9 protein-coding genes and 1 pseudogene are annotated in these 16617 nt (G+C 65.6%); 3 read left to right on the top strand and 7 right to left on the bottom strand.

All coding sequences use genetic code 11. The features are described 5' to 3' along the window. Nucleotides 1–41: 41 nt before the first annotated feature. Both ACX1DX_RS03705 and ACX1DX_RS03700 read right to left on the bottom strand, forming a co-directional pair. Complete coding sequence (locus tag ACX1DX_RS03705; RefSeq protein ID WP_459396806.1) at nt 42–1970, bottom strand: tyrosine-type recombinase/integrase; 1929 nt, start codon at nt 1968–1970, stop codon at nt 42–44. Then, nucleotides 1933–3024, bottom strand: a complete 1092-nt coding sequence (locus tag ACX1DX_RS03700; protein WP_459396807.1) for a tyrosine-type recombinase/integrase — start codon at nt 3022–3024, stop codon at nt 1933–1935. The genes ACX1DX_RS03705 and ACX1DX_RS03700 overlap by 38 nt, the downstream gene beginning before the upstream one ends. Before the next feature lie 170 nt (nt 3025–3194). Here ACX1DX_RS03700 and ACX1DX_RS03695 point away from each other — a divergent pair. Further along, nucleotides 3195–4550: pseudogene (locus ACX1DX_RS03695) on the top strand (IS256 family transposase). 246 nt (nt 4551–4796) lie between these two features. Here ACX1DX_RS03695 and ACX1DX_RS03690 read toward each other — a convergent pair. Continuing rightward, the gene (locus ACX1DX_RS03690) at nt 4797–6419 is read right to left on the bottom strand and encodes a UvrD-helicase domain-containing protein (RefSeq protein WP_459397680.1); all 1623 of its coding nucleotides are present in this window, start codon (nt 6417–6419) and stop codon (nt 4797–4799) included. Further along, nucleotides 6416–8137 carry an OLD family protein gene (locus ACX1DX_RS03685; protein WP_459397679.1) on the bottom strand — a complete coding sequence of 574 codons (1722 nt, stop codon included), beginning with the start codon at nt 8135–8137 and terminating at the stop codon, nt 6416–6418. Before ACX1DX_RS03685 ends, ACX1DX_RS03690 begins: the two co-directional genes overlap by 4 nt. 520 nt (nt 8138–8657) lie before the next feature. Here ACX1DX_RS03685 and ACX1DX_RS03680 point away from each other — a divergent pair. Next, nucleotides 8658–10175 carry a hypothetical protein gene (locus ACX1DX_RS03680; protein ID WP_026529634.1) on the top strand — a complete coding sequence of 506 codons (1518 nt, stop codon included), beginning with the start codon at nt 8658–8660 and terminating at the stop codon, nt 10173–10175. On the opposite strand, the gene ACX1DX_RS03675 is transcribed toward ACX1DX_RS03680, so the two are convergent. Both ACX1DX_RS03675 and ACX1DX_RS03670 read right to left on the bottom strand, forming a co-directional pair. Then, on the bottom strand, nt 10126–11034 hold the full coding sequence (locus ACX1DX_RS03675) for a DNA adenine methylase (RefSeq protein ID WP_026529635.1): 909 nt from the start codon (nt 11032–11034) through the stop codon (nt 10126–10128). The two genes, ACX1DX_RS03680 and ACX1DX_RS03675, sit on opposite strands and share 50 nt — an antisense overlap. Before the next feature lie 331 nt (nt 11035–11365). Further along, nucleotides 11366–11695: a hypothetical protein gene (locus ACX1DX_RS03670; protein WP_026529636.1), complete on the bottom strand. Its 330-nt coding sequence runs from the start codon at nt 11693–11695 to the stop codon at nt 11366–11368. A 210-nt stretch (nt 11696–11905) separates the two neighbouring features. Between ACX1DX_RS03670 and dprA the strand changes: the two genes are divergently transcribed. Then, nucleotides 11906–12910, top strand: a complete 1005-nt coding sequence (gene dprA / locus ACX1DX_RS03665) for a DNA-processing protein DprA (RefSeq protein ID WP_036542732.1) — start codon at nt 11906–11908, stop codon at nt 12908–12910. A gap of 22 nt (nt 12911–12932) precedes the next feature. On the opposite strand, the gene mobF is transcribed toward dprA, so the two are convergent. Beyond that, complete coding sequence (gene mobF, locus ACX1DX_RS03660; protein ID WP_459397678.1) at nt 12933–16499, bottom strand: MobF family relaxase; 3567 nt, start codon at nt 16497–16499, stop codon at nt 12933–12935. Between the last annotated feature and the right edge of the window lie 118 nt (nt 16500–16617).

The raw sequence follows: 16617 nt of genomic DNA, 5'->3' as shown, positions 1-16617 counted from the left end.
GCTAATCTGTGCTGATTTTGCGGTGATGGAGGTGTCTGGTTTCATCCGGCGTTCGGGCGTGTCGTGGCGGTGTCGATGAGGGTGTTGAGCCGGGTGATGAGTTTGAGGTGGCGCTCAGTTTCGCTGTCCCATCCGCGGTGTTGTGCGTCGTCGGCCAAGACCGCGGCGGTGTCGCGTTGCCGGGTCAGGATGGGGATGTCTTGGATCGTGGTGTGGAAGCTGGGGCAGTGTTCGCAGATGTTGGCGTAGGTGCAGGCCTGTTGCGCGGGGGCGCGGAGGCAGTGCCCGCCCGCCAGGGCGGTCTTGATCGTCGGCCCAGTCAACCAAGTCGTGGCGGGCTCGACGGTGTCAGTGTTGGCGGGTTGGGGTAGGGCGCCAATGCGGTTCTTGGCCAGGTCGAGAGCTCGTTCGTACTCGGCGCGGACGGTGGTGTCGAAGAGGTGGCCGTAGCGCAGGCTCATCTCGGCGGAGACGTGCCCGAGGATCGACATCAGGGCTTGGAGTGAAACTCCGGCGTTGACCAGGGCGGTGGCGTAGGTATGACGAAGTTGGTGCGGGGTGACGTGCCCGATCCCGGCGGCTGTCGCTGCCCTGCGGAGCTCGCCGCGCAGTGCGGTGGCTGTCACGCGGCGGCCGTGGGAGGTGAATAGGAATTGTGCGGGTTTCCCGGTGCGGGGGTGTCGGATCGCCCGTCCCGGGCTACGCAGCGCGATGATGCGGTCGATGAGGTTCAGTGCTTCCTCGTCGATTGGGACCATGCGCTCAGTGTCGAGTTTCCCCAGCGGGACCTTGAGCCAGGATCCGAGGTGGGGGGTGTCGATGACGGCGTCGAGTTCAAGGTCAAGGAGTTCCCCGATACGGAGCCCGCAAGCGCGCTGCAGCAGGAGAGCATCAGCGGCCAACCGGTTTTCGGAGGCGGTGAGTTCTTCGGTGAGGCGACGGTCCGCGTCGGGTGGCAGGAACCTGGGCAGTGGCTGGGGAAGCCGCGGATTGTCGGAGGAGTAGAACAGCCTCCGTGTTGGGGCTTCGGGCCAGTCCCACTCGGTGATGTCAGCCAGAAAGTTGGCCGCGGCCAAGATCCGGCGGGCCTGGTCAGCGACGGTGACCAACGCCCCGGTAGTGGAGTTGAGGGTGTGAGGCAGGGACACCAGCCAAGGTTCGATGTGATCGCAGCGCGTCAATTCCGACGGGATCAGTTCAGGATCGATGGCGGTGATGAAGGTGGCGAAGTGCTTCAGTCGGGTGGCCAGGCAGGAGACTGTCTTGGGTTTGCAGGTCACAGTTTTGCGTTGCAGGTATCGCACCAGGATCGAATGCATCGGCTCCGGAATGCCCTCGAGGCGACGGGTAAAGGGCCAAGGTTGCTGGCAGGGCTCGGGCAGGGCGGGCAGAATTCCCATGTGGAACAGCACCGTTTTCGTTGCTGTCGCCGCGGCGCGGTAGTGCTTCCAAGTCCTGCCCGTGGCGTGTTGACGCCGGACGCCAGCGGCGGTGAGGGCGTCGAAGTCGGCATAGGTGGTCTGTGACAGCGGCCTGCCGGTGGCAAACAACACCCGAGCCATGACTTGGGAGGCCATCGCGGAGGCAACGCGCTCGCTGTAGCCGCAACCGCGGGCGGCTTCGATGAACGCCTCAAGGTCTGCCCCGATGGCGGTGTCTTCGACGTCGCGCCAGAGCGAGGAGAACTTCCGGTTCACCATGTAGTCCCAGCCCGGGTGCAACCGTCCGGTGACCAGCAGGAACGTGATGAATGGACGGGTAGCGCAACCTGCGGAGAGTTGGACCTGAAGTGCCTCGTCGGCCCAGTTCTGGGGCTGGGGCCAGCGACGCATGAACACTCTGGCTGCTTGGGTGAAGGAGACATTGCCCCGACCGGTTCGGTGTTGGTGGGTGAGGTAGGCGGCCACCACCTGCTTGGGGGTTTCGGAGGGGTCAGGGACGGTTGAGGCGTTGACGGGTGCGAGCGGCATCGTATTGGGCCTTCACGTGAGTCGGGGCGAGGTGGATGTAGCGGGCGGTGGTGTCGACGTGGGCGTGCCCCAGCAGGGCCTGCATGACTGCCAGGTCAACCCCGGCCTCCGCCAAGGCGGTGCCGAAGGTGTGACGCAGAGCATGTGGGGCGCCGGCAACGATCCCGGTGATGCTGCGGTGGTAACGGAAGATGCTGCGCAACCCAGCCGCCGTCAGTGGTTGCCCGCGGGTGGGGCCCTTCGCGCTGAGGAACAACACAGGTGATGAGGATTCGGGCCGGTCTGTCAGGAGGTAGGAGGCGATCATCGCGGCCAGGTCCTCGTCAAGGGGGACGCGACGGTCTTTGCCGCCCTTGCCGTGGACACTCAACCACCGGCCGCCGATATCGACGTCGGTGACCGCCAGGGCCAGGACCTCGCAGGAACGAAGCCCGCAGTAGAGCATCAACCCCGCAATGGACAGGTCCCGGCTGCAACGCAGCGACCCCAACAGCGTGGCGGTCTCCTCAACGCTCAACGCCCGCGGCAGCCGTCTGGGGGTGCGCAGCCGTAGCCGGGATCGTGGTGCCGGTCGTCGGCGGGTATGGACCAGCATGCCGGTGCGCTCCCCGGTCGCGAACCAGGACGAGGGCTTGCCCTTGGGGATCGGGGAACGCATTCCCGGGTCCCGCATCGACAAGAACTCGAACATCCCGGCGACGGCGGCCAGCCGCAGGTTCACCGACGCTGGTGCGAGCCGGTCTGTGGGTCGGCCCGCCAGGTCGACCACGTTGGGCCCTGGTCGGCCCGGGATCGTTTCTTGTCGACACGCGCTCAGGAAGCCCACCACGTCGTCGGTGACGACGTCGCCAACACTCAACCCAACGTGATGGAGCCATCGGTGGAAGGCCAGCAGGCCGTAGCCGTAGGTGCGAACCGTTCCTGGCGAGTAGTTCCGGTCCCCGAGGTACCCCAGATAGGCGTTGGCCTGCGACACCAACTCGGGGTTGCTGTCACACCTGAGTCGCCACGACTGAGCGTCGCGTTCAAGGAGGAGAACATCATCGTTGTCCATACCCCCATGCCTACGCCAAACCGCTCACCAAATCCAGCATGCCTGACCGCATCACCGCGCCCTTGACTACCCCCAACGCCCCGATTAGCCGGTTAACAGGCAAACGCGAGGGTGTCAGATGGTTTGTGTAAGGGGTGGCTCCTGACACGAAAGTAGAGACACTGATGACCATGGTTGATAGAGATGCCCGTGAGGACCGACGCCGTGACCAGCGTGAGGGTGTGAAGGCCCTCGAGGCCAGCGGCGCGCTGGACGGCATCTACGCGATGATCGACGCCGGCGAGGTCCAACTCGACGGCAAGGACGGCTTGATCCAGCAGTTGATCAAGGCCGGTCTGGAGCGCGGGTTGCAGGCGGAACTGAGCGAGCACGTGGGCTACGAGAAGGGCGACCCCGACGTGGTGGTGTTCCCGAACTCGCGCAACGGCTCCTATCCCAAGACCGTCGCTACCAGCGTCGGCGACGTTGAGCTCGCGATCCCCAGGGACCGGGACGGCACGTTCACCCCGACGTTGGTCCCGAAGGGCTCTCGTGCGCTGGGTGGGCTCGATGACATGATCGTGTCGCTGTATGCGGGCGGGATGACGGTGCGCGACATCGAGCACCACCTGGTGTCGACGGTGGGTGCGCAGGTGAGCCGGGAGACGATCAGCAAGATCACCGACGAGGTCCTCGACGAGGTACTCGCGTGGCAGCAGCGCCCGCTGGAGGCGTTCTACCCGGTGATCTACCTCGACGCGCTCATCGTGAAGGTCCGCGACGGCGCGCGCGCACGTGCGTAACAAGGCCGCCCACATCGGTGTCGGCGTCGACATGGACGGGATCAAGCACGTCCTGGGGATCTGGATTCAGGCCACCGAGGGGGCGAAGTTTTGGGCCGGGGTCTGTGCTCAACTCGCCAACCGTGGCATCCAGGACGTGTTGATCGTGTGCGTCGACGGGCTCACCGGGTTCCCCGAAGCGATCGAGGCCACCTGGCCCAACGCGACGGTCCAGACCTGCGTGGTCCACTTGATCCGGCAGTCGATGCGGTTCGTGAACTACAAGGCCCGCAAGCCCGTCGCGACAGCGCTCAAAAACGTCTACGAGGCTCCGGACGAGCCCGCAGCGCGGGCAGCCTGGAGGCGTTGGCGGCCTCCCAGTTAGGGAAGGCGAACCCCAACACCGTGCGGGTCTTCGTCGACGCCTGGGAACGGTTCACGCCGTTCCTGGCGTTCCCTCCGATGCTGCGCCGGGTGATCTACACCACCAACGCGATCGAGTCACTGAACTACCAGCTGCGCAAGGTCACAAAGAACCGCGGGCACTTCCCCTCCGACGATGCGGTGGTGAAGCTGCTCTGGCTGGCCATCTGCAACATCGAAGACAAACGAGCCCGTGACCGCGCGAAGGAACGCGGACTCCCGAAGGGTTCGAAACGCAAAGCCGAGGGCCGCCTCGTCGAAGGCCAGGTCGTCACGAACTGGAAACAAGCCCTGGCGCAGCTCGCGCTCGCCTACCCCGAACGCATCCAGCCCTACCTCTAACCCCCTGAAATTGCCGACTCCTTACACAAACAACTTGACAAGCCCCAGGAATGCGGTTCCGACAAGGACAAATAACTTGTCGGGCTGACAGGATTTGAACCTGCGACCCCTTGACCCCCAGGCGTCCAAACGGCTTCGGCCTGCCCGGATTCCGCGTGATTCCGGGCGTCAGATCATGCAGAACACGTCACGGGATGCATGGATTGCATGATTCTGGTCCCCTTCTGGTCCCCCTCGTAGGCAAGCTCAGTTCGCGGCCAGAGCCGCGAGAGGCGCTACGGCGGCGTGGAACCTGTTGCCCACGAGCAGCACGACGATCTTGTGTCTGGCTCTGGAGAAGACCACGTAGAGGAGCCGACTTGTTGTGGGGAACGGTTCTGATTCGTAGCCCATGAAGTCTCCCTCCCGCAACACCACGACGGTTGCGTCGGCCTCGCGTCCCTTCGTCTGGTAGAGGTTCATTAGTTGAACCTCTCGCGGGCTCAGCGCCGAGTCCGTGAGCGCCGCGTAACTCGCCTCACGAGCTTCCGCACAGATCGCTGCAACCATCTGACGGTCATCGCGGGCGCTGCTCGTGCGTGCCGCTCGCGCGTACATCACCGAGAGCAGGGTTGCTGCTTGCTGCCAGGCGCCCGACTTCTGCGGTAGTCCGAGCGCGTCGTGTGCCGTCGCCGCTACCTCGATTACCTCCCGAATGGACCCCGCCTCGGAGAGACGCTCTCGAAGAGCGCTCAGGCGAGCTTGCAGGGTCGTGGGGCCTGAACCGTTCATCACCTGGTACGCGATGGGGGGCGCCTTCTGCCCACGTTGCGCGCTCGTCAGGAACACGGCTATCGCTTCGAGAACAATTCCCCAGGTGCCATCGCCGGTGTGGAATCGCGCCATCGCAGTCTGGGCGTCGAGGGCGGCGGCGAGCGCGTCACTGAGACCGGCAACTTCATGTTCGATCCCGTCGGCTTCAAGTGCATCCGAGAGAGCCGCGAGCATGTCGTTATGGTGCGTGAATACTGCCACGCCCATATCTTTCGCGGCTAACTCGCTAACGACCCGTGCGACGTGACTGGTCTCGTCGGAGAGTGGTATTCCGTCTTGGATGACCAGTCTTTCGTCCTGGATGGCGGCCGCGATGGCCTCTGAGTCGAACAGGCGTCCCCTGATGGCGTTGGCGACGGCCGGGATGATCCCGGAGGGGTCTCGGAAGGAGGTTTCTGGCAGCAGGATGGTGTTCTCTGTCCCAGCGGCCGAGCAGGCTTCATCGATGCGCTCCACTCTGACGCCGTCTTCGGCGAGGAACGTGTAGATGCACTGGTTCGGGTCGCCGAGCAGTATCAGCCTGCTGTCGCGGGCAATCAGCTGAAGGAGGTCTTGCTGCGCATCGCCGGTGTCCTGAAATTCGTCGACGATTACGAGGCCCCATCGGGTGCGAAGGTGTTCTGCGACAGCAGGTGCGGCCTGAGCGATTTCGAGTGTGAGCGGGATGAGCCTGTTGTATCCGATCTCGTGCTGGGCCAGCCCGAGCTTCTCGCGAGCGGGGCTGACGAGGACGGCGTCGCCGTGTCCGACCAGATTCCCGAATCTCCGGACCACGGAGAACGCGAGCGAGTGGAACGTCATGATGTCCACCTGGGAGCCTCGGCGGCCGAGAATCTCATTTGCGCGGGAGGCTATGCGCGCCACCGAGGAACGAGAGAACGAGAGGAACAGGACCCGATCGTGGGGTTCGCTTTCTGCTACTCGTTCAAGATGGGCGTGAGCTGCGGCGAGCGCGCTGGTCGTCTTTCCGACACCCGCTCCGCCGAGCACGACAGTGAGTTCGGCCTGCGTCGCTACGACTCGCTGCTGCTCCGGGTTCTGCGGGGCGAATGTCATGGTAGATCAGGGATGTCGATGCGTCCGAGCGTATCGCCGCAGACTGCTTCGATCGCGGACCGCGCGATCGGCGGCTGTCGTGTCAGTGCGTGAGCCCAGGCTGCCCCTAGCCCCTGTTTCTTGATCACTTTCGTCGCGATGAGGTGGTCCGCGATGTCGTCGTCGCCGAGATCGGGTGGCAGGGCGGGCATGCCGAAGTCTTCCAGGGTCTCGACCGTCTCTCGGAGCTGATCTCCGGGTACGCCGCGGATGAGTGCGGCCTCCACGGCGGTGCGAGTGGGAAGCACGACGAGTTGTTCGATCATTCCTGCAAGGACTCCGACTGCTGGATCTTCGTGTCCTGGCTTGTCATTGTCGACGATCGCTCGGACGCGGAATCCGAGTTCAAGGGCGATCTCGGCAATGGCTGGGAGCCGGGTAACTCCTCCGTCTGACCCTGGCGGGGCGACCAGGCGGATGCCGTTAGCGGGGAGGCTGTGGTGCGGTTCGTTCGTCTTCCGGAAGAGCCGCGACGCGAGCGCGCCGTACCCCTCGACATCGAGCGGCCCCTCCAGGAGGACAACGGTTCTCGCGCTCAGCGCTGCGAGAAGCTGCTCCAGGATGAGCCTCCGGTTGACTCGGCCCGTCTTGTCCGTGACTGCAGAGAGCTGGTGCTGTCGTCTCTCGCCGTGGCTGACCGTGAGCCGAACCAGCTCACCGGGATCGAATGCTCGTGCTACCTCAGGACGGCGCGTTGTGAGGATCGCTTGCCCTGCCGTTACGTGGATGAGCCGCGCCATGTGTTCAGATGACGATGCGTCAAGGCGATCTCCGAAGTCATCGCCGATGATGACGACGCCTGATTGTGCATCTCGCGCGGCTGCGATGGCTTCAGCGGCCGAGAGCACACTCTCGAGAGTCGACCCCTGGGAACGGACGGGAAGGGCCCCGGCCGCACCCATCGAGATCGCTGGTTGAAGCGCTCTGAGGAGGGCAGCCATAGAACCGTCATCCGCCAGAAAACTGATGTCGGCGGAGTCATCGATACCGAAGAGAGTCTGCGGTCCGGAATCAATGACCTTATCCAGAACGCTAGTGACCACCTCCGTCTCAGAGAACGACCCGGTTGCAGCATGGACGGCCGAATCCAGATCGGTGAGGGCGCTGTCCAGGCCACCAGGATCGGCATCAGCAAGGAGTGCTCTCAGGACTCCCTCTGCCCGCAGCTGGAGAGCCGGCGCACTGTCAACGAACTGGACAGGCAGAGACTCACGCTCGATCCGGCTCGCCTTCTTGAACACACCGGCAGCGGGATCACTTCGCGCCGGGTAATCGACCCAGTGCTCGCCGGTGTCCGTATCGAGGTCATATCGTGCGCGATAGCACAGACGTACGCCCAGAACCGCGTCGCCCGCGTTGCTTGGCGTGGCGATCTCCCCGGTTGCCCGGTCGAACGTTTCCAGATTCTCGCTGAGAAGAGTTTCGAGGTCCTCCCCGAGGTCGAGGAGAGTCACCTCTACCTCCGTCAAGGACTCTTCATCGCCGTCAGCAGGTCGGTAGACGTCGAGAGGATTCACGCGGGACCGAGTACTGCGGGCGTCGAGAACCCGGCGCAGGGCCTCGACGATGTCAGTGCGGCCCGCCTGCGGCTCACCTGCAAGCACCATGTTCTCTGGCACCACGAGCGCTGCATGGCGATAACCCCGGAAACGTCCGATACGGATGCGCGCCACCCTCATTGGCTACTCCTTGCATACCCCCCGATGCAAGCTGAGCGCTCGGCTCGCAACGGGACGATGAGCGTGAATCAACGGACCTTCTCCCGCTCGGAACCGGCGGCTCCCATGCCTATCGTCCCACGGACTGTGGTCAGTACCAGGCGGCGACGCACCATGGCCGTCCCGTGAAGACACGCGACGACAGGCTCCGTACAAGCGTCCGAAGTGGCAGCTCGGCCTCGTTTCCGTCTGGTTCCGCAGTTCACGCGACCACGCGGCGTCGCCGGCAGGCTGCATGGTTTGCATGACCGTGGTCCCGTGCCTGGGCGCCTGCCCGCGTCGAGAACTGTCACGGCGTCACGGGCGCCTATGGCAACCAGTTCGTGCGTTCGCGCGTCAGAGGAGCTTCGGTTGATGCGCCTCGACGTGTCTCAGCCCGATCGCGAAACAGCGCGGCTACAGTTAGGACTGAACGACAGCTCTCGTCCGTTCGGCACCGAGGGCGTAGATCGCCGGACGGATCATCGAGACGAGGCTGGACATGGCTTACGAGCAGCTACCCATCGTGGAGGTCGAGCTGAGCCGGCTCCTGCTCGACCTGGAGAACTACCGCATCCCGACTCGTCGCGACGATGAAGCCGGAGCCTTGAAGTATCTGTTCGCTTCCGAGGACGTCCTCGGCGCGGCGCGGCTGATCCTTCGCGACGGCTACTTCGACAACGAGGTGCCGATCGTGATCGCGGCGGAGTCACGGGACGAGCCGCCTTCGTACATCGTCCTGGAAGGCAACCGGCGCGTCAGCGCACTCAAGGCTCTCTACGACCCGACGATCGTGCCTGGTCACGAAGCCGAGGTTCGCTCACTGCTCAAGCGGTACGCAGTCGAGGCAGAAAACCTCCCCGAGCGAATCCGCGTGATCGTGGCGCCTGATCGCGCGACCGCCGCCCCGCACGTTGCCCGACTGCACACTGGCATCTCCAAGAAGCGGTGGAGCCGCGACCAACAAGCAACCTTCTACTACTCACTCGTGGACGACCAGACGACTGTGGAGGACGTCAAGGCGCAGTACCCCGATGTCGAGGTCGCAAGGTTCATGAAGATGGCTGTGATGCGACGCTTCCTTGCCGCTGCGCCATTCTCCGATCACACCCTCCGGCAGTACGCCGCCAGCGACGACTTGGCGATGTCGGCCTTTGAGTACGCGTACCGAAGTAAGGACATCGCGGCTGCGATCGGGGTGGAGTTCGATAGAGACGGCATGTTGCTTCCTCGGTCCTCAACTCCCGAAAAGATCGCGTCGAAACTTCCAAAGAAGAAGCTCGGTGCATTGGAGTATCTAGTCGGGGAGTTTCGCGCTGGAAGGCTCAACACCCGCTCTCCGGAGCTCAAGAAGCGTGATGACGCCTACCAGCCGTTCGTGGACCGTCTCAACGGTGTACCCACTACAGCAACGCCGACACCATCACCCGCCGCGCCCGCACCACCGACTCCGCCTGGACCGTCGCAAGGTGTCAGCCACGGAATGCCTCCAAGCGGTCCCGGTAGCGCGACCGGCGGGGCAACGCCACCCCAGCCTGAGCCTCCGAGCGGAGCAGGAAGCCGTGGACCGAACCATCCAGACACAAAGGACACGCTCGATCTGTCTGGCCTCGACTACGAGAACGCACCACTGAACCTCAAACTGCGCTACTTCGAGCTACGACGGATCAACCTGGGAAACTTGCCTATCGCGTCCGCGATCCTATTGCGCTCTGTTCTCGAAGCCACCATCAAGGTCCATTTCGAGGGCTCTGCAACGCCCGCGACAGGCGAGTTGAGTGCGGTTTTCAAAGTGGTCGCGCAAACCTATGGCTCGGAGAAGACTCTCAAATCGACCATCGGCGCCATACAGTCGGGAAACGCCCACAAACATGGCTCTATCCAGTGGTTCAATCTCATCGCGCACAGCGCAGATGCGTCAGTGACCGCAGAGGACGTTCGGCAGGCGTGGAAGGTGGTCAATCCGCTGCTCAGGCGCTTGTTGCGTCCGCCATTACAGTCTGCCCCTGCAACGCCTTGACCACACCGGCGACCGCGGGCGATGCAACGAGCAGTTCTTCGGCCTGCCCCGGATACCGCGCGGAGTAGGTCAGTTCCAAGCGGCATTGGAAGTGCTCGCGATACAGCTTCTCAATCAGTGGAGCCGTGTCATACGTCATGAGCCAGTGCGCCTTCTCCACCGTATTGACGATCGCCGCGAGGGCTGTGTGATCGCGCCCGTCGAACGCGTTGAGGTAGAGCTGAGACCCCGCCTGAACATAGGGCGGATCGATGTACATAAATGCTCGATCGTCCTGAGCGTAACGCTGGATCACTGTCCTGCCGTCAAGGTCTGAGACCGTGATCTGATCGGCCAAGCCTCCGATCGCAGTCAATCGTTCGATGAGCGTTTCGCGATTGAAGCGGGCGTCAATCTTGTATCTCCCTTCCTGCCGCTGACCGCCGATAACTCCGGCATTCAGAATCCCTGAACGATTGGTCCTGTTCAGAAAGAAGAAGGCGAACCCGAGGCGGAGTGAATCTCGCTCATCGCGCGATCTGTATATCTCTCGCTGCTTCTGCCATTCAGCGATCGTAAGTGGGACGGACGCAACCATTTCAACGAAGCTGGCATTGTCTCCGACCGCAGATTTCCAGAAGGCGTACACCGCAGGGTCAATGTCGTTGATAACCAGTTCTTCGACAATGCCCTCACGGAGCAACGCAATCCCAGCTCCCACGCCACCGGCATATGGCTCGATATAACGTGCGCGCTCGACCCTGAGAGCATCGATGATGTCGCCAAAGAAGCCAGCGAGCGCCGCCTTTCCTCCCGGATAGCGGAGCGGCGAGAGCGTTCCGTACCGACGTGACGCGACAACCCGCAGCGTGTCACTCATCAGGACTCCTTCCCCGCTCGATGCGCGGCGACTCGACAGCGAGCCGAGCAGAAGCGCGCATCACCTCGCCCGAGGAACGCCTGATCGCAGCGCTCGCAGTTACGCCACGCCTTACGGCGACGTAGCCGCTCATGACGCAGCGCTCGATCAACGTCAGTGAGGCCCGCGTCGCTCAGGCTCGTGAAGTCCTGCATGTAACGGATACTACTCGTAACGACATCACAGAGCCATCGACACGCCGAATCGATGCGGTACACCGTGAAGGGACGCGCCAACCGAATGCGACTGTGTCGTGGTCAGTGCCCTATGGCGCGGTGGGCTCGCCTGCGCGTCACCGCGAGGACGGCACCGGTTGCCGTTCGCGACGCTCCCCCGCACGGACACTTATGAGCTGGATCAGACTGACGGGGCCGATCCAAAGGAACTTGAAGGCGTTCCAGACGAACACCAGGACCAGCAGGTAGAGCCAACCGGGACCCCCGTCGTTGATGATCGTGGTGCAGATCGCCGCGGCGTAGAAGTAGACCCCGGCGAGCAGCATCGCGGGGACGCCCCACTTCAGGCCGCGCCGTGTGCGGATCGCGTTGAGCAGCAGGTTCGTGGGTGCGTAGCGGAGTACGCCATAGCCTCGTGCGCTGAGCGCCACGGACGTCCGGAGCATTGCAGGCCTCTTTCCTCGTCATAGCGCGACGGTGTTCCGTCGTGGAGGCGGCTATGAACCGAGTGCCCGCGAAGGGCCGTCCCGAAGGACCCGCATAGTTTGCTGAACCTGCCTCGCTACCGAGTTTACGACTGTCCTATGGCAGAGGGAACCCCATCGGCAGGCGGGCGTGTACCTCGTCGGTGACCTTGGAGCGAGAGGACACCGATCATGGCCACGTTGGCGGAGCAGGTGCAGGGTGAGCGGATGGCGCGGGTCGCGTTGTCGATGATCGCCGAGCCGAACGACCCGATCACGGGGTACGTCCTGGCCCGTCACGGCGGGGTCGAGACGCTGCGGCTGATCGAGTCCGACGACGAAGTGCCCGGCCTGGCACGCGCCGACACACTGATGTGGCGCGAACGACTGACGGCACGGGTCACACCCGGCCTGCTGGATCAGATGGCTCAGGCGGAGCGGCATGGATTCGGCACGCTCATCCCCGCCGACAAGGAATGGCCCGCCGGCCTGAACGACCTGAGCGATCGTGCGCCGTACCTGCTGTGGACTCGCGGTGCGGTCTCGTTCTTGATGACGGCGCTGAGCGATCGGGCCACGATCACGGGCGCTCGCGCTGCGACCGCCTATGGAGAGCAGGTCGCGGGCGAGCTGGCGGCGGGTCTTGCCGATGAGGAACGGGTCGTCGTCTCCGGTGGCGCCTATGGGATCGAAGGGGCCGCGCACAAGAGCGTGCTTGCCGCGAGCGGTCAGACGATCGCCGTTCTGGCCGGCGGGTTGGACCGCCCCTACCCGGCCGGGCACAGCGAGCTGCTGAATCGCATTGGGGATGTCGGCTTGCTGGTGAGCGAGCTGCCGCCGGGAGCCGCACCGACCAGACACAGGTTCCTGGCCCGCAACCGCCTGCTGGCGGCGCTCTCGGGTGCGACCGTGATCCCCGAGGCCGGTCCTCGGTCCGGGTCGATGACCACTGTCATCGCCGCACGCGAACTCAGCCGGGGCGTCGGTGCGGTGCCCGGCCCGGTGACCAGCGTCGCGAGCGCGGGGCCGAACGAACTCATCAAGCAAGGCTTCGCCTCGCTCGTCACCCAGCCCAGCGACGTGATCGACCTACTCGACGCCGACAGAACCCCGGACCGGACTGTGACGCGGCCCGAGGTCGGACGCGAGTTCGGGCACCGGCACCCGTCGCCGGGCACGCCGGGGCGCTCTCTCTGACGGCCGCCCTCGCTGGACGGGTTCACAAGCTCGGTGCGGGGCGTGATGTGGTCGCTGGCCGCACCGCATCAGCCGTCGTGCCTTCGTGAGCGATCGCCTGGGCGCGGTTGAGGGCGGCGCGGGCGCGGATGGCGTCGATCTTCTGGCTGGTGCTCTCCGGCGTCGGGCCGAGCGGGGTCCGGTCGTCGGTGATGCCGTAGCGGTCGCGGTAGGCGGCGACGGTGCGAGCGGCACGCCACCACGCCGCCTTCTGCTTGTCGCCCCTCGGAGCCGCGCCGAGGTCGGCCGTCCACGGCTCCTCATCGGTGAGGTAGCCGCGGAGCACGGCGTCGGCGCGGCCTTCGATCAGCTCGCGGCGCTCGTCCAGGGCTCGCCGCATGTCGTCTGCCATCTGCCCGCCGGCGTGCGGGATCAGTCCGACGATCAGCCTCGGGGCCTTGCGGGTGCGGCCTGATCCGGCGGGCCGGGCGGTGGCGCGTGCCACGCGGGCGTGCAGGACGGAGGCGATGTCATCGGCATCGTCCAGACTCCGCGCGGCGACCAGCCGCGGGAGCAGCGCGTCGAGGTCGTGGTGGTTGGCCTCGGCGTGACGCAGCTCGGCCGACAGCGCGCCGTAGGCGTCGGAGCCGAGCACGTCTTCGATCTGCTCGGCGGTGATCCCGGACGCGGCGAGCAAGGTCGCCCAGCGGTCGTGCTGGGCGGCTTGCGCGATCGTGTCGTACTCGGCCGCGAGCTGCGCGATCGAGCCCCAGCGGTCCTGCTCGGCAGCGACCGTCTCGTGCGCAGACAGCTCGGCGCCGATGTGCTGCAACACGCCGTAGAGGATCGAGCGAGCGGTGACGTTCGGGTTGTCTCCGGGATGCGGCACCGCGTGTTCTGCGTCCTCTCGGTCGACGGTGACATAGGCGTGGTTGCTGTGGGCGCCGCGGGTCATGGAGACGTAGAAGTTCTCCCGCGTCGTGGTGGCGGTGACGACCGCGTGCGCGGTGTCGGTGGTGACGCCCTGGGCGCGGTGCGCGGTGATCGCGTAGCCGAGGTCCAGGTGCTCGGCCACATAGTCGGCCGGCAGGACGATCCCGCCGCCGAACCTGCGCCCGGCCGGGCGGATGCTGACCGACCCGTCCTCGCGAACTCCGGTGACGGTCCAGCGGGAGCCGTTGCGGACCCAGGTTCGGCCGTTGCGGAGCCGCCGGTCGTTCTCGCGGGTGATGACCAGATCGCCCTCGGAGACCGCGGTGCCGTCGCGCAGCGGCAGTTCGCGGGTCGGGTTTACGGTGCCGTCGATGATCCGATCCGCCCGCGCTCTGGCGTTCAGCTCGGTGACGGTCGCGTGGGTCTCGGTCACCAGGATCGACGCCCGCCCGGCGGCAAGATCGGCCCGCCATTCTGTGTAGGCGGCGTCGATCATCGCTTCCTCGTCGCCGCCGGTGATCCGGCCGTGCTCGATCAGGGCGTCGATCGCCTCGGCACGGCCGTGGCGTAGCTGGAGCGAGGTGGTCTTCTCCCATTCGTTGGTGAAGCGGTGCAGATCGGTCAGCTCGGGGGCGTCATCGCGGGCGTGCACGAGCATGGCGAAACTGCCGCCGGCGCCGGGTGATTGGAGCTGGCCCCAGTCGCCGACCAGGAGGACTTTCGCGCCGGCCTTCTCGGCTTCGTGGGTGAGCCGATCCAACGACATCGTGCCGGCCAGGCTCGCCTCGTCGATGATGACGAGCTGCCCGGCCGTGAACGTAGTCCCGTACATGAGGTGGTTCTGCCACCACTTCGCCGTGTTCTCCGTGGCGATGCCGAGGTCATCGGCGAGGACCTGCGCGGCGACCGCCGAGGGGGCGAGCCCGATCACCGACCCTGTGCCGTGCTCCTTCTCCCACGCCCTGCGGAGCCCGTTCATCGCCGTCGTCTTCCCGGCCCCAGCCGGGCCGACCAGCACGTCCACGACCCGACCGGAGACCGCGATCGCGGCAAGGGCCGCGGCCTGATCCTCGCCGAGCACCCGGCCGCGTGCGTCGGGCTTGCGGGCGATCCTCTCAACCGTCTCCAACGGCACCACCGGCCCGGCCGTTGTGGCGGCACGCGCCAGGAGTCGGTCTTCGGCGGCCAGCAGGACTTCGGATGAGAACAGGGTCGAGGCGTGCGGCCGGAACCGAGAGGTGCCGTCCACGCGGCGGAACTGCAACGGGCTGGACGCCAGCTCCGGCGGCGTCAGCCGCAGCGAAGCGTGCTCGGCGGCATCGACCACGAGCCCGGTGATCGCCTCCCGGTCCTGGATGCTGGCGAACCGCCACCCCATCAACTGCCGGGATGCTTCGGCATGCAGGTTCCAGCGGGTCCAGGTCGAACGCTTCTCGCCCACCGTCTCCATCACGGTCTGCCCGACCTCGCGCACCACATCCAGCGGCACGTCGTCGGCGCGCAGCACCCGCCGCGGTGCGTCTGCGGTGGATGCGGTGAACGTGCGCGCCCAGCCGTTCGCGTCCCGGCGCAGCACCCGGCCGGCGCGCTGCCGCCACTCGGCGGTGAGGTCGGCCAGCGACCGGACCTGCTTCTCCGGCCTCGTGGCGAGCGTCGCCTGCGCCCGAAGTTTCAGCACCGTTCGCGCGGAGGGCTGCCTGCCGTGCTTGGCGACGTACCCGGCGATGAGGCGGTCTTTCTCGGCCTCGATGTGTCGGGACCGGGTGGAGAACTCGGTCACCAGCTCGTCGGGCACGCCCTCGATTTCCCATGCCGGGTTCCGGTCCCTGCCCCGTTCGCGTGCTTCCCATTCGACGCCGAGGACGCGGGTGAGCTGGTCGGCCAGCGCGGCGTTGTAGAGCTCGGAGACTGCGACGACCACGGAGTGCATCGGCCGGCCGGCGAGGGTCCGCCAGCGGCCGTCCTGCACGGTCAGGACCTTGTTGCTGACGACGACGTGGGTGTGCAACTGCGGGTCGCCCGCACGGCTGTCGTAGTGATCGAATGCCGCGGCCACGACACCGGCGACGTCGACGTGCGCAACCGCGCCGTCCGGCCCGGTTGCACCGACGCGGGTTGCGGCAACCTCGCGTTCGAGGAACGCAACCAGCTCTGCAACCGCCGCATGATGGGCGTCCGCGATCAGGGCTTGGGTGCCGGCGTCCGCGACCGCCCAGATCGTGGAGACTGACTTGGGCACGCTGAATGTGAAGTCGTAACCGGCTACTGCGCGGCGGGTGCCGCGCTCGGCTTCCTCCGCCTCGATCGCGGCCACTTCCTGCGCTCGAGTCGCCGGCCCCAACTCGGGGTCGAGGGCGTCGACGCGCTGCTTGATCCGCTCGGTGATCGACGCGAACTGCTGGTAGGCGCGGCCCAGCGGCTCGCCCGTGATCGGGTCATGGCCCATCCCGACCAACAGCGTGAGCTGAGCTTCAGAGACCTGCCCTCCCTCGACCAGGTCGCCGTGCCCGAGACGACCCAGCCCCGAGCCCATCCAGAAGCCCGGCGGCGTGCCCGCCTCCGCGTAGTAGCGGGTCAGCGGCGTGCTCAGGCTCCGGTCGCCGTCGCCCGCGGCGATGGACTTCAACAGGTACTTGTATCCATCGCCCGCGCTCATCACGCGCATCGAAACCGTCACCTCGGCTGCTCCTTCCGGCCGCGCTCGGAGAGCAGGTGAGCCCGCGAGACCGGTCGCATCAGATGCGACAAAGCCCGAAACGGCCTCGTCTGAAAGACGTGTGGCAGCTCAAAACGAG

The sequence above is a fragment of the Tessaracoccus zhenghani genome (assembly GCF_054552775.1).
This window is presented reverse-complemented; position numbering and strand designations above follow the sequence as displayed.